This is a genomic window from Streptomyces sp. SD31 (assembly GCF_052068475.1).
Lineage (GTDB): Bacteria > Actinomycetota > Actinomycetes > Streptomycetales > Streptomycetaceae > Streptomyces.
Genome location: NZ_JBQHCX010000023.1, coordinates 168800 through 189462, shown reverse-complemented (window position 1 = coordinate 189462; position 20663 = coordinate 168800). Strand labels below are relative to the sequence as shown.

The 20663-nt window shown below is 69.9% G+C and carries 25 protein-coding genes; 19 read left to right on the top strand and 6 right to left on the bottom strand.

The window, feature by feature from the left end; genetic code table 11:
* Positions 1–32: 32 nt before the first annotated feature.
* From ACTMVF_RS38515 to ACTMVF_RS38505, 3 genes are read right to left on the bottom strand one after another with little or no spacing between them, the layout of a single operon-like run.
* Positions 33–749, bottom strand: coding sequence for an ABC transporter permease (locus ACTMVF_RS38515; protein WP_441275751.1), 717 nt, complete (start codon positions 747–749; stop codon positions 33–35).
* A gap of 56 nt (positions 750–805) precedes the next feature.
* Positions 806–1729: an ABC transporter ATP-binding protein gene (locus ACTMVF_RS38510; RefSeq protein WP_441275735.1), complete on the bottom strand. Its 924-nt coding sequence runs from the start codon at positions 1727–1729 to the stop codon at positions 806–808.
* Positions 1730–1774: 45 nt separating this feature from the next.
* A complete protein-coding gene (locus tag ACTMVF_RS38505; protein WP_441275734.1) occupies positions 1775–2596 on the bottom strand; it encodes an aminoglycoside N(3)-acetyltransferase in 822 nt (273 codons plus the stop codon).
* A 161-nt stretch (positions 2597–2757) separates the two neighbouring features.
* Here ACTMVF_RS38505 and ACTMVF_RS38500 point away from each other — a divergent pair, with 161 nt between their 5' ends.
* The 8 genes from ACTMVF_RS38500 to ACTMVF_RS38465 all read left to right on the top strand — a co-directional run bounded on the left by ACTMVF_RS38500 (position 2758) and on the right by ACTMVF_RS38465 (position 9339).
* Entirely contained in the window at positions 2758–3519 is a 762-nt protein-coding gene (locus ACTMVF_RS38500) for a helix-turn-helix transcriptional regulator (RefSeq protein WP_441275733.1), read from the top strand.
* Positions 3516–4937 carry a Fe-S cluster assembly protein SufB gene (sufB, locus tag ACTMVF_RS38495; protein ID WP_441275732.1) on the top strand — a complete coding sequence of 474 codons (1422 nt, stop codon included), beginning with the start codon at positions 3516–3518 and terminating at the stop codon, positions 4935–4937. The genes ACTMVF_RS38500 and sufB overlap by 4 nt, the downstream gene beginning before the upstream one ends.
* 62 nt (positions 4938–4999) lie before the next feature.
* Complete coding sequence (sufD, locus tag ACTMVF_RS38490; RefSeq protein ID WP_441275731.1) at positions 5000–6181, top strand: Fe-S cluster assembly protein SufD; 1182 nt, start codon at positions 5000–5002, stop codon at positions 6179–6181.
* The gene (locus ACTMVF_RS38485) at positions 6181–6501 is read left to right on the top strand and encodes a non-heme iron oxygenase ferredoxin subunit (protein ID WP_441275730.1); all 321 of its coding nucleotides are present in this window, start codon (positions 6181–6183) and stop codon (positions 6499–6501) included. Before sufD ends, ACTMVF_RS38485 begins: the two co-directional genes overlap by 1 nt.
* Before the next feature lie 7 nt (positions 6502–6508).
* A complete protein-coding gene (sufC, locus tag ACTMVF_RS38480) occupies positions 6509–7273 on the top strand; it encodes a Fe-S cluster assembly ATPase SufC (RefSeq protein WP_441275729.1) in 765 nt (254 codons plus the stop codon).
* The gene (locus ACTMVF_RS38475) at positions 7270–8526 is read left to right on the top strand and encodes a cysteine desulfurase (protein ID WP_302001575.1); all 1257 of its coding nucleotides are present in this window, start codon (positions 7270–7272) and stop codon (positions 8524–8526) included. The genes sufC and ACTMVF_RS38475 overlap by 4 nt, the downstream gene beginning before the upstream one ends.
* 16 nt (positions 8527–8542) lie before the next feature.
* Positions 8543–9010 carry a Fe-S cluster assembly sulfur transfer protein SufU gene (sufU, locus tag ACTMVF_RS38470; protein ID WP_302001576.1) on the top strand — a complete coding sequence of 156 codons (468 nt, stop codon included), beginning with the start codon at positions 8543–8545 and terminating at the stop codon, positions 9008–9010.
* Entirely contained in the window at positions 9007–9339 is a 333-nt protein-coding gene (locus ACTMVF_RS38465; protein WP_053670670.1) for a metal-sulfur cluster assembly factor, read from the top strand. Before sufU ends, ACTMVF_RS38465 begins: the two co-directional genes overlap by 4 nt.
* Positions 9340–9449: 110 nt before the next feature.
* Here the strand turns inward: ACTMVF_RS38465 and ACTMVF_RS38460 are convergent, their stop codons facing one another.
* A complete protein-coding gene (locus ACTMVF_RS38460) occupies positions 9450–10289 on the bottom strand; it encodes an AbfB domain-containing protein (RefSeq protein WP_441275728.1) in 840 nt (279 codons plus the stop codon).
* A 213-nt stretch (positions 10290–10502) separates the two neighbouring features.
* Here ACTMVF_RS38460 and ACTMVF_RS38455 point away from each other — a divergent pair, with 213 nt between their 5' ends.
* The 4 genes from ACTMVF_RS38455 (at position 10503) to ACTMVF_RS38440 (ending at position 13026) form a co-directional block, all read left to right on the top strand.
* On the top strand, positions 10503–10823 hold the full coding sequence (locus ACTMVF_RS38455; RefSeq protein WP_441275727.1) for a DMT family transporter: 321 nt from the start codon (positions 10503–10505) through the stop codon (positions 10821–10823).
* Entirely contained in the window at positions 10823–11359 is a 537-nt protein-coding gene (locus ACTMVF_RS38450; RefSeq protein ID WP_441275726.1) for a TetR/AcrR family transcriptional regulator, read from the top strand. The genes ACTMVF_RS38455 and ACTMVF_RS38450 overlap by 1 nt, the downstream gene beginning before the upstream one ends.
* Positions 11360–11672: 313 nt before the next feature.
* Positions 11673–12662 (top strand): 2,3,4,5-tetrahydropyridine-2,6-dicarboxylate N-succinyltransferase, encoded by a 990-nt coding sequence (gene dapD, locus ACTMVF_RS38445; protein WP_441275725.1) that lies wholly within the window; start codon positions 11673–11675, stop codon positions 12660–12662.
* A 124-nt stretch (positions 12663–12786) separates the two neighbouring features.
* Entirely contained in the window at positions 12787–13026 is a 240-nt protein-coding gene (locus ACTMVF_RS38440) for a hypothetical protein (protein WP_441275724.1), read from the top strand.
* A gap of 100 nt (positions 13027–13126) precedes the next feature.
* Here ACTMVF_RS38440 and dapA read toward each other — a convergent pair whose 3' ends face one another.
* Positions 13127–14050 (bottom strand): 4-hydroxy-tetrahydrodipicolinate synthase, encoded by a 924-nt coding sequence (dapA, locus tag ACTMVF_RS38435; RefSeq protein WP_441275723.1) that lies wholly within the window; start codon positions 14048–14050, stop codon positions 13127–13129.
* A gap of 178 nt (positions 14051–14228) precedes the next feature.
* On the opposite strand from dapA, the gene ACTMVF_RS38430 reads away from it, so the two are divergent.
* The 7 genes from ACTMVF_RS38430 to ACTMVF_RS38400 all read left to right on the top strand — a co-directional run bounded on the left by ACTMVF_RS38430 (position 14229) and on the right by ACTMVF_RS38400 (position 18668).
* Entirely contained in the window at positions 14229–14363 is a 135-nt protein-coding gene (locus ACTMVF_RS38430; RefSeq protein ID WP_441275722.1) for a hypothetical protein, read from the top strand.
* Positions 14360–15055: a hypothetical protein gene (locus ACTMVF_RS38425; protein ID WP_441275721.1), complete on the top strand. Its 696-nt coding sequence runs from the start codon at positions 14360–14362 to the stop codon at positions 15053–15055. Before ACTMVF_RS38430 ends, ACTMVF_RS38425 begins: the two co-directional genes overlap by 4 nt.
* Positions 15056–15109: 54 nt before the next feature.
* Positions 15110–15529, top strand: coding sequence for a phage holin family protein (locus ACTMVF_RS38420; protein ID WP_441275720.1), 420 nt, complete (start codon positions 15110–15112; stop codon positions 15527–15529).
* Positions 15526–16131: a DUF3618 domain-containing protein gene (locus tag ACTMVF_RS38415; RefSeq protein ID WP_441275719.1), complete on the top strand. Its 606-nt coding sequence runs from the start codon at positions 15526–15528 to the stop codon at positions 16129–16131. Before ACTMVF_RS38420 ends, ACTMVF_RS38415 begins: the two co-directional genes overlap by 4 nt.
* Positions 16132–16420: 289 nt before the next feature.
* On the top strand, positions 16421–17122 hold the full coding sequence (locus tag ACTMVF_RS38410) for an antibiotic biosynthesis monooxygenase (RefSeq protein ID WP_441275718.1): 702 nt from the start codon (positions 16421–16423) through the stop codon (positions 17120–17122).
* Positions 17123–17260: 138 nt separating this feature from the next.
* Positions 17261–17917 carry an ArsR/SmtB family transcription factor gene (locus ACTMVF_RS38405; protein ID WP_441275717.1) on the top strand — a complete coding sequence of 219 codons (657 nt, stop codon included), beginning with the start codon at positions 17261–17263 and terminating at the stop codon, positions 17915–17917.
* 16 nt (positions 17918–17933) lie between these two features.
* Positions 17934–18668 carry an SRPBCC family protein gene (locus ACTMVF_RS38400; protein WP_441275716.1) on the top strand — a complete coding sequence of 245 codons (735 nt, stop codon included), beginning with the start codon at positions 17934–17936 and terminating at the stop codon, positions 18666–18668.
* 12 nt (positions 18669–18680) lie between these two features.
* Here the strand turns inward: ACTMVF_RS38400 and ACTMVF_RS38395 are convergent, their stop codons facing one another.
* Positions 18681–20510, bottom strand: coding sequence for an endonuclease/exonuclease/phosphatase family protein (locus tag ACTMVF_RS38395; protein ID WP_441275715.1), 1830 nt, complete (start codon positions 20508–20510; stop codon positions 18681–18683).
* Between the last annotated feature and the right edge of the window lie 153 nt (positions 20511–20663).

Sequence of the window (20663 nt, the reverse complement as noted above, 5' to 3'; positions counted from 1 at the left end):
GCAGAAACGTGCCGCTGCCACGTCCTCCCAGGTCACTCCCAGCGGAAGAACTTCCCCGCGGCTCCCAGCCCCACGACCGCCCACACGGCCAGAATCCCCAGGTCGCCCCAGGGCATTGCGGCCCCGTGCTGGAGCACGTCGCGCAGCCCGTCCGACAGGGCCGAGATCGGCAGCAGGCCGAGGACGTCCTGCGCGCCGGACGGGAACTTGTCCAGCGGCACGATGACACCGCCGCCGACGAGCAGCAGCAGGAAGACCAGGTTGGCGGCGGCCAGGGTGGCCTCGGCCTTCAGCGTGCCGGCCATCAGCAGGCCCAGACCCGAGAAGGCGGCCGTCCCCAGCACCAGCAGGAGGACGACGGCTGCCGGGTTGCCGTGCGGCGACCAGCCGAGGGCGAAGGCGATCACCGTCAGCAGGAGGATCTGCAGGACCTCCGTGACCAGCACCGCCGCCGTCTTCGCCGTCATCAGGGCCCAGCGGGGCAGCGGCGAGGAGGCCAGCCGCTTCAGCACGCCGTACCGGCGCTCGAAGCCCGTGGCGATCGCCTGCCCCGTGAACGCCGTGGACATCACGGCGAGCGCGAGGATGCCGGGGGTCAGGAAGTCGACGGCCTCGCCCGCGCCGGTGTCGACGATGTCCACCGAGCTGAACAGGACCAGCAGCAGGGTGGGGATCACCACGGTCAGGAGCAGCTGCTCGCCGTTGCGCAGCAGCATCTTCGTCTCGAGCGCCGCCTGGGCCGCGATCATGCGGGGGAGGGGCGCCGCCCCCGGCTTCGGGGTGTACGCACCCGTACCGACGGTGGTCACGAACGCAGCTCCTTGCCGGTCAGCTCCAGGAAGACGTCTTCGAGGGTGTGCCGTTCCACGGAGATCTTCTCCGGCATCACCCCGTGCTGCGCACACCACGACGTCACCGTCGCGAGCAGCTGCGGGTCGACCTTGCCGACGACCCGGTACGAGCCCGGCGTCAGCTCCGCGGCCGTGCAGTCGGCGGGCAGGGCCTTCAGCAGGGAACCCACGTCCAGGCCGGGGCGGCCGGTGAAGCGGAGGGTGTTCTCGGCGCCGCCCCGGCACAGTTCCTCCGGGGAGCCCTGGGCGACGACCCGGCCGGCGTCGATGATCGCGACGTCGTCGGCGAGCTGCTCGGCCTCGTCCATGTAGTGGGTCGTGAGGATCACGGAGACGCCGTCGGCGCGCAGATCCCGGACCAGGTCCCAGGTGGCGCGGCGGGCCTGCGGGTCGAGCCCCGCGGTCGGTTCGTCCAGGAAGACCAGCTCCGGGCGGCCGACGACGGCCATGGCGAGCGCCAGCCGCTGCTGCTGACCGCCGGACAGGCGGCGGTACGTGGTCCGGCCGCAGCTGCCGAGCCCGAGCCGCTCGATGAGGGCGTCGACGTCCAGCGGGTGCGCGTGCAGCTTCGCCACATGCCGCAGCATCTCGTCCGCCCGCGCGCCCGAGTACACGCCGCCGGACTGCAGCATCACGCCGATACGGGGCCGCAGCTCGCCGGACTGTCTCACCGGGTCGAGGCCCAGGACGCGCACCGTGCCGGAGTCCGGCTTCCGGTACCCCTCGCAGGTCTCGACCGTCGTCGTCTTGCCCGCGCCGTTGGGTCCGAGGACGGCGGTGACACCGGCCCGGGCCACCAGGTCGAGACCGTCCACCGCGGTTTTGCCGCCGTACCGCTTCACCAGGTCCTGGACCTGGACCACGGGCTCAGTTCGCATGGCTCCAGAGTCTAGGTACGTGGCCGGTAACCCGAACGGCCGGGTTCACATCTGCCCACCCGGACCGGTTCGGATCTCCTCGGCGCGGGGCCGGTGTATCTCCAGCCACCGCTGCGCGTACGCCACCGCGTCCGCCAGCGGAAACAGCCGTACGTCGGCCGCGCCCACCTGTCCGCGGACGACGGGACGGTCGCGCTCGAAGTCATGGCCCAGCTCGTCGAAGCGGTCCGAGGTGATCGACAGCTCGGTCACCACCTCCCAGCCCGCGGGCCCCGGCCGCCCCACCTTCACCAGCGGCGACGGAATGCGGTACTCGGCCAGATGGAAGCAGGTGCACGCGTCGTAACCGGCGCCGAGCAGCAGCACGCGCGCGTGGAGCGCCTCCAGCCGTGCCAGCGGGCTGCGCTCGCCCAGCCGGCAGTCGAGGGCATGTCCCTCGACGATCTCCGCGGCACGCGGGCCGACGGCGGCGAAGGACGTCTGCGGATGCGCACTGCGCAGGGCTCCCGGCCAGGTCCGTACGGTCTCCGGGACGACGCCGACCCCGAGCGCGCGCGTCACCCGGGGGTCGTAGGGGGGCATCGTCGCCCGGATCGTGTCCCACCACTCCTCGGGCACCGGCGGATTGCCCCACACCGCCGGGTCCGAGAGGTCGCCGGACTGGGTGGGGACCACCAGGGTGCCGTCCGGGCCGAGCGCGTCGAGCAGTCCCTGGACGACCGCGACGGGTCCTCCGCAGACCCAGCCGAGGGAGCTGAGCGAGGAGTGCACGAGAAGCGTGTCACCGCTTTGGACGCCTAGCTCGCGCAGTTGTGCGGCGAGGGTGTCGCGGGTGACAAGAGGGCCGGTCGGAGGGGGTGTCGCCATGGTTCGGCAGTGTCCCGGAGGGAGCCCGGCGGCGCCACCGAATTGATCGATCAATGATCGTTTCCGCAGGTCAGATTAGGTATGCCTAAGTGACGCAGGGCACCGTCTAGGGGCCCGGACGCGGCTTGCCTGGCTTTGAGGAATTACGCAACAATGGCGTTGTGAAAAACGTCGGCGAGTCTCGGGAGACCCCCACGGGGGCCCCTCAGGAGGAACTCGCGACCGGAGAGCGCTCGACGCGCAACCGGGTCGCGCGGTCCATCCTGGACCACGGGCCGTCGACCGTCGCCGAGCTGGCCGGCCGGCTGGGACTGACCCAGGCCGCCGTACGCAGGCATCTGGACGCGCTGGTCGCGGACGATGTCGTGGAGGCCCGGGAACAGCGGGTGTACGGCACGCGCACGCGTGGCCGCCCCGCCAAGGTCTTCGCGCTCACCGACTGCGGCCGCGACGCCTTCGACCAGTCGTACGACAAGCTCGCCGCGGACGCCCTGAAGTGGATCGCCGAGCGTGAGGGCGGGAGCGAGGCGGTCGCCGCCTTCGCCCGGGCCCGGATCGCCGCCCAGGCGAGCGCGTACCGCAAGGCGATCGAGGCCGTCAGCCCGGACGAGCGCACCGAAGCCCTGGCCAAGGCCCTGAGCGCCGACGGGTACGCTGCTACGGCGCGCAGCGCACCCCTCCCGCAAAAAGGCGAGCAGCTGTGCCAGCACCACTGCCCGGTCGCCCATGTGGCGGAGCAGTTCCCGCAGCTGTGCGAGGCGGAGACGGAGATCTTCGCCGAGTTGCTCGGGACGCACGTCCAGCGGCTGGCAACCATCGCGCACGGCGACGGCGTCTGCACGACGTTCATCCCAAAGATTTCCCACACGCAAGTCCATAGCCACAACGCATCTGCAAGCACGGCCGGGAGGAACCCCGCATGACTCTCCCCACGGAGACTGCCCACCCTGAGCTCGAGGGCCTGGGCAAGTACGAATACGGCTGGGCCGACTCCGACGAAGCCGGCGCCTCTGCGAAGCGCGGTCTCAGCGAGGATGTCGTCAAGGACATCTCCGCGAAGAAGTCCGAGCCGGAGTGGATGACCAAGCTCCGTCTCAAGGGCCTGCGTCTTTTCGACAAGAAGCCCATGCCCAACTGGGGCTCGGACCTTTCCGGTATCGACTTCGACAACATCAAGTACTTCGTACGTTCCACGGAGAAGCAGGCGGAGTCCTGGGAGGACCTGCCCGAGGACATCAAGAACACGTACGACAAGCTCGGCATCCCCGAGGCGGAGAAGCAGCGCCTCGTCGCCGGTGTCGCGGCCCAGTACGAGTCCGAGGTCGTCTACCACCAGATCCGCGAGGACCTGGAGGAGCAGGGCGTCATCTTCCTCGACACCGACACGGCCCTGAAGGAGCACCCGGAGCTCTTCAAGGAGTACTTCGGGACCGTCATCCCGGTCGGTGACAACAAGTTCGCCTCCCTGAACACCGCCGTGTGGTCGGGTGGCTCCTTCATCTACGTCCCGCCGGGCGTCCACGTGGAGATCCCGCTCCAGGCCTACTTCCGCATCAACACGGAGAACATGGGCCAGTTCGAGCGGACCCTGATCATCGTCGACGAGGGTGCCTACGTGCACTACGTCGAGGGTTGTACGGCCCCGATCTACAAGTCGGACTCGCTGCACAGCGCGGTCGTCGAGATCATCGTCAAGAAGAACGCCCGCTGCCGCTACACGACCATCCAGAACTGGTCGAACAACGTCTACAACCTGGTCACCAAGCGCGCCGTCGCCTACGAGGGCGCGACCATGGAGTGGATCGACGGCAACATCGGCTCCAAGGTGACGATGAAGTACCCGGCCGTCTACCTGATGGGCGAGCACGCCAAGGGCGAGACCCTGTCCATCGCCTTCGCGGGCGAGGGCCAGCACCAGGACGCCGGCTCCAAGATGGTCCACATGGCGCCGAACACCTCCTCCAACATCGTCTCGAAGTCGGTCGCCCGCGGTGGCGGCCGTACCTCCTACCGTGGTCTGGTGGAGATCGGCGAGGGCGCCCACGGCTCCAAGTCGAACGTGCTGTGCGACGCGCTGCTCGTCGACACCATCTCCCGCTCCGACACGTACCCCTACGTGGACGTCCGCGAGGACGACGTGTCCATGGGCCACGAGGCCACCGTCTCCAAGGTCTCCGAGGACCAGCTCTTCTACCTGATGAGCCGCGGTCTGAGCGAGTTCGAGGCGATGGCGATGATCGTGCGCGGCTTCGTCGAGCCCATCGCGAAGGAGCTGCCCATGGAGTACGCCCTCGAGCTCAACCGGCTGATCGAGCTGCAGATGGAAGGTGCGGTCGGTTAAGACCGGTCCCTCTGTAAGCAGCTAGCGAAATCTGACGTAGGAAAGAGAGCAGACCGACAGCCATGGCTGAGGCTCAGAACATCCCCGTGGGGTCCACCACCGCGGGCCAGATCGCGGTGGCCGCCGAGTCGACCGTCGCCACGCGCATGAGCGCGCCCCCCTCCTTCGACGTGGCGGACTTCCCGGTCCCGCACGGCCGCGAGGAGGAGTGGCGGTTCACCCCGCTGGAGCGCCTGCGCGGGCTGCACGACGGCACCGCCGTCGCCAACGGCACCGGCGTGAAGGTGGACGTCCAGGCCCCCGAGGGCGTCACCGTCGAGACCGTCGGCCGAGACGACGCCCGGATCGGCAAGGCGGGCACCCCGGTGGACCGCGTCGCCGCCCAGGCGTACTCGGCGTTCGAGAAGGCCGGCGTGGTCACTGTCCCCAAGGAGACGGTGCTCACCGAGCCGATCCGCATCGCCGTGCACGGTGAGGGCGGGGTCGCCTTCGGCCACCAGGTCATCGAGCTGGGTGCCTTCGCCGAGGCCGTCGTCGTCATCGACCACACCGGCGACGCGGTGCTCGCCGCCAACGTCGACTACCTCCTGGGCGACGGCGCCAAGCTGACCGTCGTCTCCGTCCAGGACTGGGACGACAAGGCCGTGCACGTGGCCCAGCACAACGCCCTCATCGGCCGGGACGCGAGCTTCAAGTCGGTCGTGGTGACCTTCGGCGGCGACGTCGTACGCCTCCACCCGCGCGTCACCTACGCCGGCCCCGGCGGCGAGGCCGAGCTGCTCGGTCTGTACTTCACGGACGCCGGCCAGCACCAGGAGCACCGCCTCCTGGTCGACCACAACGTCCCGCACTGCAAGTCCAACGTCGTCTACAAGGGCGCGCTGCAGGGCGACAACGCCCACGCGGTGTGGATCGGCGACGTCCTCATCGAGGCCAAGGCCGAGGGCACGGACACGTACGAGATGAACCGCAACCTGGTTCTGACCGACGGCGCCCGCGTCGACTCCGTGCCGAACCTCGAGATCGAGACCGGCGAGATCGTCGGCGCCGGCCACGCCTCCGCGACCGGCCGCTTCGACGACGAGCAGCTCTTCTACCTGATGGCCCGCGGCATCCCCGCCGACGAGGCCCGTCGCCTGGTGGTCCGTGGCTTCTTCGCCGAGCTGGTCCAGCAGATCGGTGTCGACGACATCGAGGAGCGCCTCCTCGTGAAGATCGACGAGGAGCTGGAGGCGTCGGTCTGATGACTGCCTTCGTACGCGCCTGCGGCCTGAGCGAGCTGGAGGAGGACACCCCGAAGCGGGTGGAACTCGACGGCACGCCGGTCTCGGTCGTGCAGACCGAGGGGGAGGTGTTCGCCATTTACGACATCTGCTCCCACGCGAACGTCTCGCTCTCCGAGGGCGAGGTGGAGGACTGCCAGATCGAGTGCTGGCTGCACGGCTCCGCGTTCGACCTCAGAACCGGCAAGCCGTCCGGCCTCCCCGCGACGCGCCCCGTCCCCGTATACCCCGTAAAGATCGAAGGGGACGACGTTCTCGTCTCCCTCACCCAGGAGTCCTGAGGCACCCATGGCAACGCTTGAAATCCGAGACCTGCACGTCACCGTCGAGGCCGACAACGCCACGAAGGAGATCCTCAAGGGCGTCGACCTCACCGTGAAGCAGGGCGAGACGCACGCCATCATGGGCCCCAACGGCTCCGGCAAGTCGACCCTCGCCTACTCCCTCGCGGGTCACCCGAAGTACACCATCACCGGCGGCTCCGTCACCCTCGACGGCGAGGACGTCCTGGAGATGTCCGTCGACGAGCGCGCCCGCGCCGGCCTGTTCCTGGCGATGCAGTACCCGGTCGAGGTGCCCGGCGTCTCGGTCTCCAACTTCCTGCGCACCTCCGCCACCGCCATCCGCGGCGAGGCCCCCAAGCTGCGCACCTGGGTGAAGGAGGTCAAGGAGGCCATGGAGCGCCTCAACATGGACCCGTCCTTCGCCGAGCGCAATGTCAACGAGGGCTTCTCCGGCGGTGAGAAGAAGCGCCACGAGATCCTTCAGCTGGAGCTGCTCAAGCCGAAGATCGCGGTCCTCGACGAGACCGACTCCGGCCTGGACGTCGACGCCCTGCGCGTCGTCTCCGAGGGCGTGAACCGGGTCCGCGAGACCGGTGAGGTCGGCACCCTGCTGATCACGCACTACACGCGCATCCTGCGCTACATCAAGCCCGACCACGTCCACGTCTTCTCCGGCGGCCGCATCGTCGAGTCCGGCGGCGCCGAGCTCGCCGACAAGCTGGAGAACGAGGGCTACGAGGCCTACACGAAGGGTGGCGCATCCGCGTGACACAGCTGCCGGGCCTCCTCGACACCGAGGCGCTCCGCAAGGACTTCCCGATCCTGGACCGCGTCGTCCACGGCGACAAGAAGCTCGTGTACCTGGACAACGCGGCGACCTCGCAGACGCCGCGCCAGGTGCTCGACGTGCTCTCCGAGTACTACGAGCAGCACAACGCCAACGTCCACCGTGGCGTGCACGTCCTCGCCGAGGAGGCCACGGCGCTGTACGAGGGCGCGCGCGACAAGGTCGCGGAGTTCATCAACGCGCCCAGCCGCGACGAGGTGATCTTCACCAAGAACGCCTCCGAGTCGCTCAACCTCGTGGCCAACATGCTCGGCTGGGCCGACGAGCCCTACCGGGTGGACCACGAGACCGAGATCGTCATCACGGAGATGGAGCACCACTCCAACATCGTTCCGTGGCAGCTGCTCGCGCAGCGCACGGGCGCGAAGCTGAAGTGGTTCGGCCTGACCGACGACGGCCGCCTCGACCTGTCCAACATCGACGAGATCATCACGGAGAAGACGAAGATCGTCTCCTTCGTGCTGGTGTCGAACATCCTGGGCACGCTCAACCCGGTCGAGGCGATAGTGCGCCGTGCGCAGGAGGTCGGTGCGCTGGTCTGCATCGACGCCTCTCAGGCGGCTCCTCACATGCCGCTGGACGTGCAGGCGCTCCAGGCCGACTTCGTGGCCTTCACCGGCCACAAGATGTGCGGCCCGACCGGCATCGGCGTCCTGTGGGGGCGCCAGGAGCTGCTGGAGGACCTGCCCCCGTTCCTCGGCGGCGGCGAGATGATCGAGACGGTGTCGATGCACTCGTCGACGTACGCTCCCGCCCCGCACAAGTTCGAGGCGGGCACACCCCCGGTCTCGCAGGCGATCGGCCTGGGCGCGGCAATCGACTACCTCAACTCGATCGGCATGGACAAGATCCTCGCCCATGAGCACGCGCTCACCGAGTACGCGGTGAAGCGGCTGGCGGAGGTCCCGGACCTCAGGATCATCGGCCCGACCACGGCCGAGGACCGCGGCGCCGCGATCTCCTTCACGCTCGGCGACATCCACCCGCACGACGTGGGCCAGGTCCTCGACGAGCAGGGCATCGCGGTCCGGGTCGGCCACCACTGCGCGCGGCCGGTCTGCTTGCGGTACGGAATTCCTGCGACCACGCGAGCGTCGTTCTATCTGTACTCCACGCCGGCCGAGATCGACGCTCTGGTGGACGGCCTGGAGCACGTACGGAACTTCTTCGGCTGAGGGGCGTGCTGAGACGGTGAAGCTGGATTCGATGTACCAGGAAGTCATCCTGGACCACTACAAGAACCCGCACGGGCGTGGTCTGAGGGATGGCGACGCCGAGGTGCACCACGTGAACCCGACGTGCGGTGACGAGATCACCCTGCGCGTGAAGTACGACGGCACGAAGATCGAGGACGTCTCGTACGAGGGCCAGGGCTGTTCCATCAGCCAGGCGAGCGCGTCCGTACTGAACGAACTCCTCGTCGGCAAGGAGCTGTCCGACGCGCAGAAGATCCAGGAGACCTTCCTGGAGCTGATGCAGTCCAAGGGCAGGATCGAACCGGACGACGCGATGGAGGAGGTGCTGGAGGACGCGGTCGCGTTCGCCGGTGTCTCCAAGTACCCGGCCCGGGTCAAGTGCGCCCTCCTGAGCTGGATGGCGTGGAAGGACGCGACGGCCCAGGTGCTGGGCGGAGCCGACGCCGAAAGGAAGACGGCATGAGCGAGACCGTTGAGATGAAGCCGGCCTCGGAGGAAGAGGTCCGTGAGGCGCTGTACGACGTCGTCGATCCCGAGCTGGGTATCGACGTCGTCAACCTCGGCCTGATCTACGGCATCCACATCGACGAGGCGAACATCGCCACGCTCGACATGACCCTGACCTCGGCGGCCTGCCCGCTGACGGACGTCATCGAGGACCAGGCCAAGTCCGCCACGGACGGTCTCGTCAGCGAGCTGCGCATCAACTGGGTGTGGATGCCGCCGTGGGGCCCGGACAAGATCACGGACGACGGCCGTGAGCAGCTTCGGGCGCTGGGCTTCAACGTCTGAGGCCCACCACCCACGAAAAGCGATGTGCGAAGAACGGCGAGGTCCTCGGGCCTCGCCGTTCTCGTCGCTCGGGTTCTGTTGCTCGGGTTCTGTCGCTCAGGTTCCGTCGTTCAGGCCAGCCCCGCCACCAGCCGGAACGCGGAGTCCGTCAGGTAGAGGGAGCTGTGCTGGTAAGGGTCCAGCTTCAGCTGGAAGTTCTGGTGGCGCAGGAAACGGCCCGGGTAGTTGACCGACTCCAGCATGACCGCGCCCGAGTACCCCGCTGAGCGGGCGCAGAAGGTGGCGTCCTGCTTGAACAGGGCGGAGCCGTCGTTGCGTTCGGAGCGCAGGACGAAGCTGCGGTGGCGGAGGTAGGCGCCGTCGGCCGTGGCGAAGGAGTAGCAGGAGGCGTCGCCGAGGCCCTTGACCAGCTTGAAGGTGGAGTCCTGGCGGCTCTCCGCGCCACCGACCGCGTCCAGCTTCACGTAGCCGCCGCTCGCGTGCCAGTAGCGGTCGGGGTAGTTGACCGAGCGGACGGACCGCCAGGTGGCGGCCGGGGGCTTCGGAGCGGGAACTGAACTGCCCATGCCGGAAGGCGACTTGGACGACTCCGGCTTGGGCTCGGGCTTGGGCTCGGGCTTGGGCGCGCCGGCGTCCTGGCGGCCGGGCGCCCTCGTCGTCTCCTCGGCGGTCGACAGGCCGCTCTTGCCCTTTGGCGGAAGGGTCCCCGATGGGGTGGCGAAGGAGATCAGGCCGGGGACGGACGCGGTGTCGTCGGTCGGCGCCGAGCGTGCCCCCACGTCAGGCGCCCTGTCCGTCACGGCAATCGCCGTGAAACAGGCGACGATCGTCGCCACCGCCATCCCGCCCGCCAACCAGAGGCGGCGCGTCCCCGGTGCCCGGGAGGTGTCCGGGGCCCAGCCGTTCTCCCAAGGTTGCTCTTGAGGCGGCCGGGACTTGTTTTCTGGCATGCGCTGATCCTCCAGCGGCGTCACGCGACGACAGCCGCGGCTGCGAAGGCCCGGTATGTGAACGGTGAAACAGTAGTGGCCGCAGGGGCGTTGGGGCAGCCGTTTGGAACGAGCCGTATCCACATCGATCTCTTCGACGCCCGCGACGGTCCCGCCGGCCGGGCCGGGAGCCGTTGTGTACAGCCGTACGCAACGTTGTGTACGATCGTACACATGGGATACCTGTTGCTCGCCGGGGCCATCGCGGCCGAGGTGGCCGCCACGACCGCCATGAAGTACAGCGACGGCTTCAGCAGGCTGTGGCCGTCCCTGGTGACCGCGCTCGGATACGTCGTGTCCTTCACGTTGCTCGCCCAGACCCTGAAGACCGTCTCCGTGGGCACGGCGTACGCGATCTGGGCCGGCGTCGGCACCGCGGCCATCGCCACGATAGGGATCGTCTTCATGGGGGAGGGGATGACCGCCGTGAAGGCCGCCGGGATCGCGCTGATCATCGGTGGTGTGGTCGTGCTGAACCTGGGAGGCGCGCACTGATGCCCCGGCGCTACGACCCCGAGCGACGCCGGCGGATCATCGACGCGGCGATCCGGGTCGTCGGGGAGAAGGGCATCGCGGGGCTCAGCCACCGCACCGTCGCCGCCGAGGCGGACGTGCCGCTCGGCTCCACGACGTACCACTTCAAGACCCTCGACGACCTGATGGTCGCCGCCCTGCGCCAGGCCGGCGAGGGCTTCGCCAAGGTGATCGCCTCCCGTGGAGGTCTGGAGGACCCGGAAACCGACCTCGCCACCGAACTCGCCGCCTTGATGGGGGAGTGGCTCGCGGGCGACCGCACCGGCGTCGAGTTGGAGTACGAGCTCTACCTCGCCGCCCTGCGCCGCCCCGCCCTGCGCCCGGTCGCCGCGGAGTGGGCACAGGACCTCGCCGACCGGCTGTCCCGCCGTACGGACGCGGTCACCGCGCGGGCGCTGGTGGCGCTGGTGGACGGGATCTGTCTGCAGGTGCTGCTTGCCGGTGGTACCTACGACGAGGAGTACGCGCGGGAGGTGCTGGCCCGGGTCATCCCGTGACCGGTACGGGCAGGGCGGCGCCTCGCGGGGGGTGACGCCCTTGGTTTCTCGCCCCCGCAGCCCCTACCCGTCCCATCCCCAGGGGCTGCCGCCCCTTCGACCCCGCCCTCCTGGGCCCTGCGGCCCCCAGACCGCCGCTTCGGCCCTGAACGGGCCTCGTCCTCGAACTCCCCCAGATGGGCACCCCCAGACGGGCTGAGATGCGCGGCCGGTGCCGAGCTGTGGCTGTCGGTCGAGGAGCGGTGATGCCCGGCACTTGAGACGTGCCCCCGCCGGTTCGCCCTCGCGGTGGGGGCCACGTTAGGTTGCCCTCATGACCGACACGACTGCTCCTCGCACCACCGGCGCCGTGGCCGCCGGCCTCGCCACGATCGCTGCTGACGGCACTGTTCTCGACACCTGGTTCCCCGCGCCCGAGCTCGTAGCCGAGCCCGGCCCCTCCGGCAGTGAGCGGCTGGCCGCCGACCGTGCCGCGGAGCTGCTCGGTGGCGGTGCCACCGCGGCGATCGGGCCGGATGCGCGCCGGGGCGTCGAGGTCGTCGCGGTCCGCACGGTCATTGCCTCGCTCGACGAGAAGCCGATCGACGCGCACGACGTCTACCTGCGCCTGCACCTGCTCTCCCACCGCCTGGTCAAGCCGCACGGCCTGAGCCTGGAGGGCCAGTTCGGCTTCCTCGCCAACGTCGCCTGGACCTCCCTCGGCCCGGTCGCCGTCGACGACGTCGAGAAGGTCCGGCTGAACGCCCGCGCCGAGGGGCTGCACCTCCAGGTGACGTCGATCGACAAGTTCCCGCGCATGACGGACTACGTGGCCCCGAAGGGCGTCCGCATCGCCGACGCCGACCGGGTCCGTCTCGGCGCTCACCTTGCCGAGGGCACCACCGTGATGCACGAGGGCTTCGTCAACTTCAACGCCGGCACCCTCGGCACCTCCATGGTCGAGGGCCGTATCTCCGCGGGCGTCATCGTCGGCGACGGCTCCGACATCGGTGGCGGCGCCTCCACGATGGGCACGCTGTCCGGCGGCGGCAACGTGATCATCTCCATCGGCGAGCGCTGCCTGATCGGCGCCGAGGCGGGCGTCGGCATCGCGCTCGGCGACGAGTGCGTCGTCGAGGCCGGCCTCTACGTCACCGCCGGCACCCGCGTCACCATGCCCGACGGCCAGATCGTCAAGGCCCGCGAGCTGTCCGGCGCCTCCAACATCCTCTTCCGCCGCAACTCGGTCACCGGCACCGTCGAGGCCCGCCCGAACAACGCGGTGTGGGGCGGTCTGAACGAGGTCCTGCACAGCCACAACTGACGCCGACGGCGGCAACACGGCGCGATCACGTACGGGTTACTCCACGTGACCTCATCGCGGTCCAGGCAGATGAACGGGTGGACGCAGTTTCCGATCACATGCCGAACCGACGAAATGAGGGCCGATGACCGGTCGAGTGAAAACGAACGCGTGGACCAGGGCCGTACTCCGCCTGGTGGCCGGCGCGCTGGCCGCTGGGGCGGTGTGCTGGCTGCCGGCCGGGACCGCGTACGCCGACGAGACCAACACGGGCTCGCACAACGGCCCCCGCATCGGACTGGTCAACGTCGGGCAGGTGGACGATCCGATGGAGGACGTGCTGGAGCACTTCCTGCTCTTCGGCGACGGGTACAAGTGGGGCTGATCGCGCACCGGGCACAGCGTGGGGCCGGGGCCCGTACCGCACAGGATGCGGTACGGGGCCCGGCCCCTTTTCGTCTTGGATCGAACGGCTTTCTCTTGGATCAAACGGCCAAGGCCGCCAGCCGCTCGTACTCCGCCAGCAGCCCGTCGACCGCCTCCCGGCCGGCGGGCCGCAGCGGTGCCCGGACCGGGCCGGCGGGAAGACCGAGCTCATTGAGTACGGCCTTGGCGGTGACCGAACCGGGCAGGCCCGCCGACATCATCAACTCGATGAGGGGCGTGGCGCGTTGCTGAAGCCGGGCCGCGTCCGCCGTGTCTCCCGTGTCGAAGGCGTCCAGTACCGAACGGAGATGGCGGGGAACCACATTGGCGACCGTGCTGACATAGCCCGCCCCGCCCACCGCGTACAGCGCGAGGTTGTGCTCGTCGCACCCCGCGTAGTACGCCAACTCGGTCCGGGACAGCACCTTCTGGGCGCCGAGGAAGTCGTACGAGCAGTCCTTCACCGCCACGACCCGGGGGTGCTCGGCGAGCCGGATCAGCGTCTCCGGCTCGATGCGGGTGCCGGTGCGGCCAGGGATGTCGTACAGCGCGAGGGGCAGTCCGGCGGCGTCGGCGACCTCGCGGAAGTGTGCCTCGACGGCGTCCTGCGGGGGCTTGCTGTAGTACGGCGCGACCACCAACAGGCCGTCGGCGCCCGCCTTTTCGGCCGCCAGGGCCAGCTCGACGGTGTGCCGGGTGTCGGAGGTGCCCACACCGGCGACGATCGACGCCCGGCCACCCACCGCCTCCCGGACGGCCCTGATCAGATCCGACTTCTCGGTGTCCGACGTGGTCGGTGACTCACCCGTCGTGCCGGAGAGTACGAGCCCGTCGCACCCCTCGGACACCAGCCGCTCGGCGAGCCGCTGAGCGCCGTCGAGGTCGAGCGATCCCGCCTCGGTGAAGGGCGTGATCATGGCGCAGAGGGCGCGGCCGAAGGGCAGGGTGGCGGAGGGCGGGGTGGCGGAGGGCGTCGTCGTCATGGAGGTAGTCTCGACACACCAACTGTGAAGCTCCACTTAATTCCTCTACGAGGTATTGGTAAGGAATGTTGTGAGGTGCGGGTCGCCGGGCCGGCCCCGTCCAGGCCCTATGTCCAACTCGGGCGTCATGGGTCACCATGGCCAGGACGGTCATCGTCCCTTGGCCATGGGAGGCGTCATGAAGCTGGGCAAGGCACTCGCCACCGGAGTCGCGGAAGAGCAGCCGCAGACCTGCGAGGAAGAACCCGAACTCCAACTCCCCGAGGAGATCGAGGAACTGAAGGCGTCCGAAGAGGTCCCGGTCGCCCGATGAGGCTGCGGCTTCCGGAGGAACGCCCGACGGAGCCGCCGACCGGATACAAGATCGCCCACCCGGTGCTGTCCCAGGACGGCACCCGGGCCGCCTTCACCGGTGTGTCGCTGGGCAGTGCGCTGCCGTACGGAGTCCTGGCCGACGCGTCCTGCGTCTACGGCCTGCGGCATCGGGCGCCGAACCGCCGCTGCGACTGCGGCTTCCACTGTGTGCACGACCGTACGGCGGCGGAGGCGCTGCTGTGCAGGGCCGAGCACCGGGCTGCCGTGCTGCTCGAGGTCACCGTGCTGGGCCGGTACATCCGCTTCGAGCGCGGCTTCCGTTACGCCCGTCAGAGGGTGCGCACCGCCACGGTCGGCCCGTGCGCCTGCGGTGCGGGCGCCGCCGCCCTGGCCGACGCCGGCTGGGGCCGCCCCGGCTGGACGGCCCTCGCCCCTTCCTGCGCGGGCTGCCTGCGCGGCCGTACCTCCGTCTCGCTCGCGGGGTTCGCCCGGCTGGGCGGGGAGGGGCTGCGGGTGGTGGCCGGGAAGGGCGTGGCGTCCGGGGCGGTGGCCGGGCTCGGGGATGCCAAGGACCTCGGCGTGCCCGAACTCGCCGCCGAGGCCGCGTTGTTGCAGGCCCGCCTCGACTGGTTCCAGACCCAGCTGGCCCGGCTGGGCGAGCGCGGGCCGGGCAGCGGACGGAAGGGATAGCGGGGGCCGGTCCGGGTACCCGGGGTGTTCCGAACCGAGAGGAGGCGGAACACGGTGACCGGGACCACGGCCCCCGGGCAGGTGCGGGACGAGCACCACTCGGTGGGCGAACTCGCCGGACAGGCCGGCGAACAACTCTCCCGTCTCGTACGGCAGGAAGTCGCCCTCGCCAAGGAGGAGCTGGCCGAGAAGGGCCGGCGCGCCGGCCGTGGCGGTGGGCTGCTGGGCGCGGCGGGCGCCGTCGCGTACGCAGGCCTGCTGTTCCTGGCCGCGACGGCCACCGCCGCGCTCTCGCTGACGCTGCCCCTGTGGGCGGCGGCGCTGATCGTGACGGCGGCGCTGTTCGCCGTCGCGGGCCTGCTCGCCGCGACCGGCCGCGCCCAGCTGCGGCGCGCCGCGCCTCCCGCACCGGAGGAGGCGCTCGGCAGCGTCAGGGCCGATGTCGAGGAGATCAAGGGAAGGGCACACCGATGACGGACAGGAAGGCGGGGGCGGCAAGCGGCAAGGGGGCCGGGAAGAAGGGCTCCGCGAAGGCCGCCGCCGCGGGGAAGGCCGCGGCCGGGAAGGCGAGGGGCGGGGCCAAGGGTCCCGAGGAACTTCGCCGCCAGATCGAGCACACCCGCGGCGAACTCGGCGACACTGTCGCGGAGTTGGCCGGGAAGGCGGACGTCAAGGGCCGGGCCATGGCCCGCGCCGCCGACCTCAGGGACAAGGCGGGCGCGATGACCGTGCAGCTGCGCAGCAGCGCGGCCCAGGCGGGCCACGCGGTGCAGGACCGGGCGACCCGCGCCGGGCACGTCGTACAGGACAAGGCGGCGCAGGCCGGTCACCTGGTGCAGGACCGCGCGGCACAGGCCGGTCACACCGTGCAGGACCGGGCGACCCAGGCCGGGCACACCGTCCAGGGCAAGGCGACACACGCGGGCCACGTGGTCGAGCACAGCGTGCCGCGCCCCGTGCGCACCGTCGTGCAGGCCGGCCTGCGGCATCCGCGACCGGTGCTGATCGCCGGGGCGGCGGTGGGAGCGATGGTCGCGACGAGGGTAATGCGGCACCGGCGCAACGGGCACCACTGAGGCCCACCGGTACGGCGAGCCAGGTGATGCCGTAGGCCGCGGCCGACCGGGCGCGGGTCCCTGCGCCCCGGCGCCTACGGGGGCACTGTCGGCGAATGCTCGACGGACGCGATGGGCGGATTCGGGCCGGCGAACTGCCGGTTTTTGCGGCGTGTCTCTGGCCCGAATCCGCCCATCGCGCCATCCCATCCGGGTCCGCCCGCCCGCGGGTATTCGACCTTGACCTCAAGTTCGGTTGAGGGTGAAAGGTGATCGGTGTACGCATCGGCCACCTGTTCCGGAGGTCTCCATGACCCGCCGCACCCACACCCACCCCGACCTCACCCGCCCGGAGATCGGCGCTCCCTTCTTCAGTACCTGGCGCGTGGGCACGCCCCTTCGACAGAAACAGAGCGTCGAGGCGATCGCCGGCACTTGGGAGCGTCGCCCCTGGCCCACGGAAGACCTGCTCGGCTACTACGTCTACACCGGCCAGGACGCCTCCACCCTGCTCCACTACTCGCAGTGGGCGAGCGAGCAGGCGTACGAGGACTTCGTGCGGCTCCACCGGCAAGAGCGCAACGATGAGATCGACACCGCCGTACCGGGCATCGAGCGGCTGGGGCTCGGCCGGTATCGGCACTACCGCAGCGCCCGCCGTGAGGGCGACAGGCGCGTCCCCGGCTGCATCGTGATCGTCGACATCGAGTTCGAGGGCCCCGACCCCGACCGGCAGCGTGCCTGGGTCGACGCCGTCTTCGAGGCGCTGGAGAGCGAGCCGACCCCGCACCCCGGCGGCATCTCCGGCCACTTCCACCTCGGCACCGACGGCACGCGCGTCCTCAACTACGCCGAGTGGGAGAGCGCCCAGGCCCACATCGATGCCCTCGCCGCCCCGGGTGACGGCATCGGCTCGGCGACCGAGCTGTGGCACCGCGTACAGACCTGGCCGGGGCTCAAGAGCAGCACGGTCAGCCGGTACGACTACGCCCTGGGCCTCGTCCCTGACTGAGTCCTCGTTCCTCAGAGAGTCCTCGTTCCTGACTGGCCTCTCCTCCCTGGCCGACCCCTCCACCGAAGATCCACCGAAGACTCAACCGAAGAATGATTTCGTCTGGACAAAAAAAGTTTTCGGTGGGAGGGTGGACCCATGCTGGACGTCACCGTGATCGAGGACCCCGAGGCCGCAGCCGTCTCCCTGGACCCCATAAGGGCCCGGCTGCTCGCCGAACTCGCGGCCGGGCCCGCGTCGGCCGCCATGCTGGCCGGGAAGGTCGGGCTGCCCCGGCAGAAGGTGAACTACCACCTCAAGGCGCTGGAGCGGCACGGCCTGGTCGAGCTGGCCGGTGAGCGGCGCAAGGGCAACGTGACCGAGCGGCTGATGCGGGCGACCGCCGCGTCGTACGTGATCTCCCCGCTCGCGCTCGCCTCCGTGCAGCCGGACCCGGACCGCTTCCGGGACCAGCTCTCCGCCCGCTGGCTGCTCGCCCTCGGCGCCCGGCTCGTGCGGGACGTCGGTTCGCTGATCACCGGCGCGGCGAAGGCCCGCAAGCGGCTGGCGACGTACGCGCTGGACGGCGAGGTCCGGTTCGCGTCGGCCGCCGAACGGGCCGCGTTCATCGAGGAGTTGACGGCGGGTGTGAGCGCGCTGATCCGCAAGTACGACGCGCCCGGGGCCGAGGGCGGCCGGGATCACCGGATCGTGGTCGCCGTACACCCGACGGTCAAACCCGCGGCCGGTCACGCGGCCGGTCACACGGCCGATCCCGCGGTCGAGGACCGGCCCGCCCAGGAAATCGAGCAGTAGGACTCAGGAGCCCACCATGTCCAAGGAATTCGAGATCGCCCGCGAGTTCGAGGTCGACGCCACTCCACAGGAGGTCTGGGAGGCGATCACCACCGGAACCGGAGGCTATCTGTGGCCGATGGAGCCGCCGGAGCCCAAGGTCGGCGGCAAGGGGCCCTTCGGGTCCACCGTCACCGCCTGGGAGCCGCCGCACCGCTACAGCAACCGCGTCGAGGACGTCGAGGGCATCGCCGAGCAGGCCGCCAACCAGCTCGACTACACCATCGAACCGCGCGACGAGGGCCGGCGTGCCTGGGTGCGGTACGTGCACAGCGGGATCTTCGTCGACGACTGGGACAACCAGTACGACGGTGCCGCCAAGCACACCGACTTCTATCTGCACACCCTGCGCGAGTACCTGGTCCACTTCGCGCCCCGCCCGGCCGCCTTCGCCACGTTCGACGGGCCCGAGGCGTCGAAGGCCGCCGACGCCCTCGCCGCCGTCGGGCGAGCGTTGGGCGTCGGGGAGGACGTGGCCGCCGGGACGCGGGTGACGGTCCACGGGCCCGACGAGTTCGACGCCGTGGTCGACTACCGGGACCCGTACTTCATCGGGCTGCGCACGGACCGGGGCCTGACCCGCGTCTTCGGACGCAACCACTGGGGCTACCCGGTCGGCATCTCCCTGCACGACTTCACGCCGGGCGCCGACATCAAGGAGTGCGAAACCGCCTGGCAGGACTGGCTGAACGGCGTGTTCAGCCAGTCCTGAACCCGAGAGGCGTTACGGGCGGAACCGCAGCACCTGCGGGTCGTGGTCGCTGATCTGGTCGTTGAACTCCGAGTTGATGTGCACGCTGTCGTACTCGAAGTCGCAGGAGCGCCGGATCGACGGGCTGATCAGGATCTGGTCCAGGGTCTGGGCGTTGCCCTGGTAGACGTACGAGTAACGCTCGCTCTTGGGCAGCGACTTGATCGCCGACCACAGCGCGCCGTCGTCCTCCAGCAGCTTGGCGGTGCCGGAGAACTCGAAGTCGTTGATGTCGCCGAGCGTGACGACGTCCGCGTTCTTCTGGACGGCCAGGATGTCCTTGACGAAGGCGTTCACCGCGGTCGCCTGGAGGTGGCGCTGGGTCTCCGAGCTGCGGGCCGGCGGCTGGTACTGCGCGTGCAGCGACTGGTCGCCGCCCTTGGACGCGAAGTGGTTGGCGATCACGAAGACCGTGCGGCCACGGAAGACGAACTCGCCGGCCAGCGGCTTGCGGCTGTTCGTCCAGGCCGCGTTCGCCGGGTCGATACGGCCGGGGGAGGCCGTCAGCGCCGCTTTGCCGTTCGCCTTGGTCACGCCGGTGGCGGTCGTGGCGTCGCCGCCCGCGCGGTCGGCGAAGGAGACCCGCTCCGGGTTGAACAGGAAGACCTGGCGGATGTTGCCGCCCGGCTGACCGCCGTCGGCCTTGTCCACCGGGTCGATGGAGCGCCAGTCGTACGTCGGGCCGCCCGCGGCCACGATCGCGTCGATCAGCTTCCGCATCGTCTGGTCGGCGGCGACCGTACCGTCGTTCGTCGCGCCGTTGTTGTCCTGGATCTCCTCCAGGGACACGATGTCGGGCGACTGGAGGTTGTTCACGATCGCGGAGGCGTGCTCGGCGAAGGTGGCGTCGGACGGGTCGAGGTTCTCGACGTTGTACGTCGCGACCGCCAGCTCGCCGCGCCCCTGCTTCTGGGTCGTCTCCCGCTTGAGGTCACCGCTCTTGAGCGTGCCGAGCTCGCTCGCCACCAGGGTGTAGCCGCCGAACTGGGTGTAGTCCAGCGGACCGGTGGTGGTGCCGGCGAGGGTGTCGCCGACGTTCGCGACCGGGAAGTCGGCCGGGGCGCCCAGCGACTGGATCTGCAGGCGTCCGGTGTTCTGCGAGTCGTAGGAGCCGTAGACCGTGCCGCCGCGGCGGTTGGCGTGCTCGCGCGGCTTCACCGTGACCCACAGCTCGTTGAAGTCGTCGGTGCCGGTGACCACCCGGGCGTCGGCGACCCGGACGTTCATGTGCTCCAGGGACTCGTAGTAGTCCAGGGCGTACGCCGACGGCTGGAGCGTCAGGCCGTTGATCGAGCCGTTCGCAGTGGTGTCGCCGGCGGGGGTGTACGCGGCCGGCACGGACTCGGCGGAGATGACCGCGGCGGCCGGGAGGGCGTTCCCGCTGGAGACGACGGTGAACGTCGGCTTGGTGATCTCGGTGATCGACTGGTTGCCGGTGGCGGCGCCACCCGGGACGTACTCCTGGACCGTGCCCGACACCGTGACCGCGTCGCCGACGGCGACGCCCTTCGGCGTGGAGTTGGTGTAGACGAAGATGGCCTCGCTGGTGGCCGCGTTGTCGTCCGCCTGCGGATCCTGGATCCAGAAGCCTCTGGACGAGCCGTAGGTGCGCACGCCGGTGACGATTCCGGTCACGTCCGTGACCTGCTGGCCGGCGTACGGCGATATTCGAGTACTGCCCTGGATGTCATGGATGCGCACCGAGTCTGCGTGCGCGGGCAGGGTGAGGACGACGGTGGACGCCGCGGAACAGACGGCGGCGACGGTGAGCGCGGCGAGACGCGCGGACTTCTTGCTCGGCAACGGAAATCCCTCCGGGGACGTACATGGGCGCCGGGACGAGGGTGGTGCGTGGAACGGTCGGTGCAGGCGCGACCGGTGGGGCGGTGGCGACGCGCGTAGAAAATACAGTGAACAGATGTCCGCCCGATTTCTACGCGCGTCAATCTCCTGCCT

Bases quoted from the DNA above. Each gene is read 5' to 3' on its own strand.
- ACTMVF_RS38515 (WP_441275751.1), bottom strand. From the start codon at position 749: ATGATCGCGGCCCAGGCGGCGCTCGAGACGAAGATGCTGCTGCGCAAC.
- ACTMVF_RS38510 (WP_441275735.1), bottom strand. From the start codon at position 1,729: ATGCGAACTGAGCCCGTGGTCCAGGTCCAGGACCTGGTGAAGCGGTAC.
- ACTMVF_RS38505 (WP_441275734.1), bottom strand. From the start codon at position 2,596: ATGGCGACACCCCCTCCGACCGGCCCTCTTGTCACCCGCGACACCCTC.
- sufB (WP_441275732.1), top strand. From the start codon at position 3,516: ATGACTCTCCCCACGGAGACTGCCCACCCTGAGCTCGAGGGCCTGGGC.
- sufD (WP_441275731.1), top strand. From the start codon at position 5,000: ATGGCTGAGGCTCAGAACATCCCCGTGGGGTCCACCACCGCGGGCCAG.
- ACTMVF_RS38485 (WP_441275730.1), top strand. From the start codon at position 6,181: ATGACTGCCTTCGTACGCGCCTGCGGCCTGAGCGAGCTGGAGGAGGAC.
- sufC (WP_441275729.1), top strand. From the start codon at position 6,509: ATGGCAACGCTTGAAATCCGAGACCTGCACGTCACCGTCGAGGCCGAC.
- ACTMVF_RS38465 (WP_053670670.1), top strand. From the start codon at position 9,007: ATGAGCGAGACCGTTGAGATGAAGCCGGCCTCGGAGGAAGAGGTCCGT.
- ACTMVF_RS38460 (WP_441275728.1), bottom strand. From the start codon at position 10,289: ATGCCAGAAAACAAGTCCCGGCCGCCTCAAGAGCAACCTTGGGAGAAC.
- ACTMVF_RS38455 (WP_441275727.1), top strand. From the start codon at position 10,503: ATGGGATACCTGTTGCTCGCCGGGGCCATCGCGGCCGAGGTGGCCGCC.
- ACTMVF_RS38450 (WP_441275726.1), top strand. From the start codon at position 10,823: ATGCCCCGGCGCTACGACCCCGAGCGACGCCGGCGGATCATCGACGCG.
- dapD (WP_441275725.1), top strand. From the start codon at position 11,673: ATGACCGACACGACTGCTCCTCGCACCACCGGCGCCGTGGCCGCCGGC.
- ACTMVF_RS38440 (WP_441275724.1), top strand. From the start codon at position 12,787: ATGACCGGTCGAGTGAAAACGAACGCGTGGACCAGGGCCGTACTCCGC.
- dapA (WP_441275723.1), bottom strand. From the start codon at position 14,050: ATGACGACGACGCCCTCCGCCACCCCGCCCTCCGCCACCCTGCCCTTC.
- ACTMVF_RS38430 (WP_441275722.1), top strand. From the start codon at position 14,229: ATGAAGCTGGGCAAGGCACTCGCCACCGGAGTCGCGGAAGAGCAGCCG.
- ACTMVF_RS38425 (WP_441275721.1), top strand. From the start codon at position 14,360: ATGAGGCTGCGGCTTCCGGAGGAACGCCCGACGGAGCCGCCGACCGGA.
- ACTMVF_RS38415 (WP_441275719.1), top strand. From the start codon at position 15,526: ATGACGGACAGGAAGGCGGGGGCGGCAAGCGGCAAGGGGGCCGGGAAG.
- ACTMVF_RS38410 (WP_441275718.1), top strand. From the start codon at position 16,421: ATGACCCGCCGCACCCACACCCACCCCGACCTCACCCGCCCGGAGATC.
- ACTMVF_RS38405 (WP_441275717.1), top strand. From the start codon at position 17,261: ATGCTGGACGTCACCGTGATCGAGGACCCCGAGGCCGCAGCCGTCTCC.
- ACTMVF_RS38400 (WP_441275716.1), top strand. From the start codon at position 17,934: ATGTCCAAGGAATTCGAGATCGCCCGCGAGTTCGAGGTCGACGCCACT.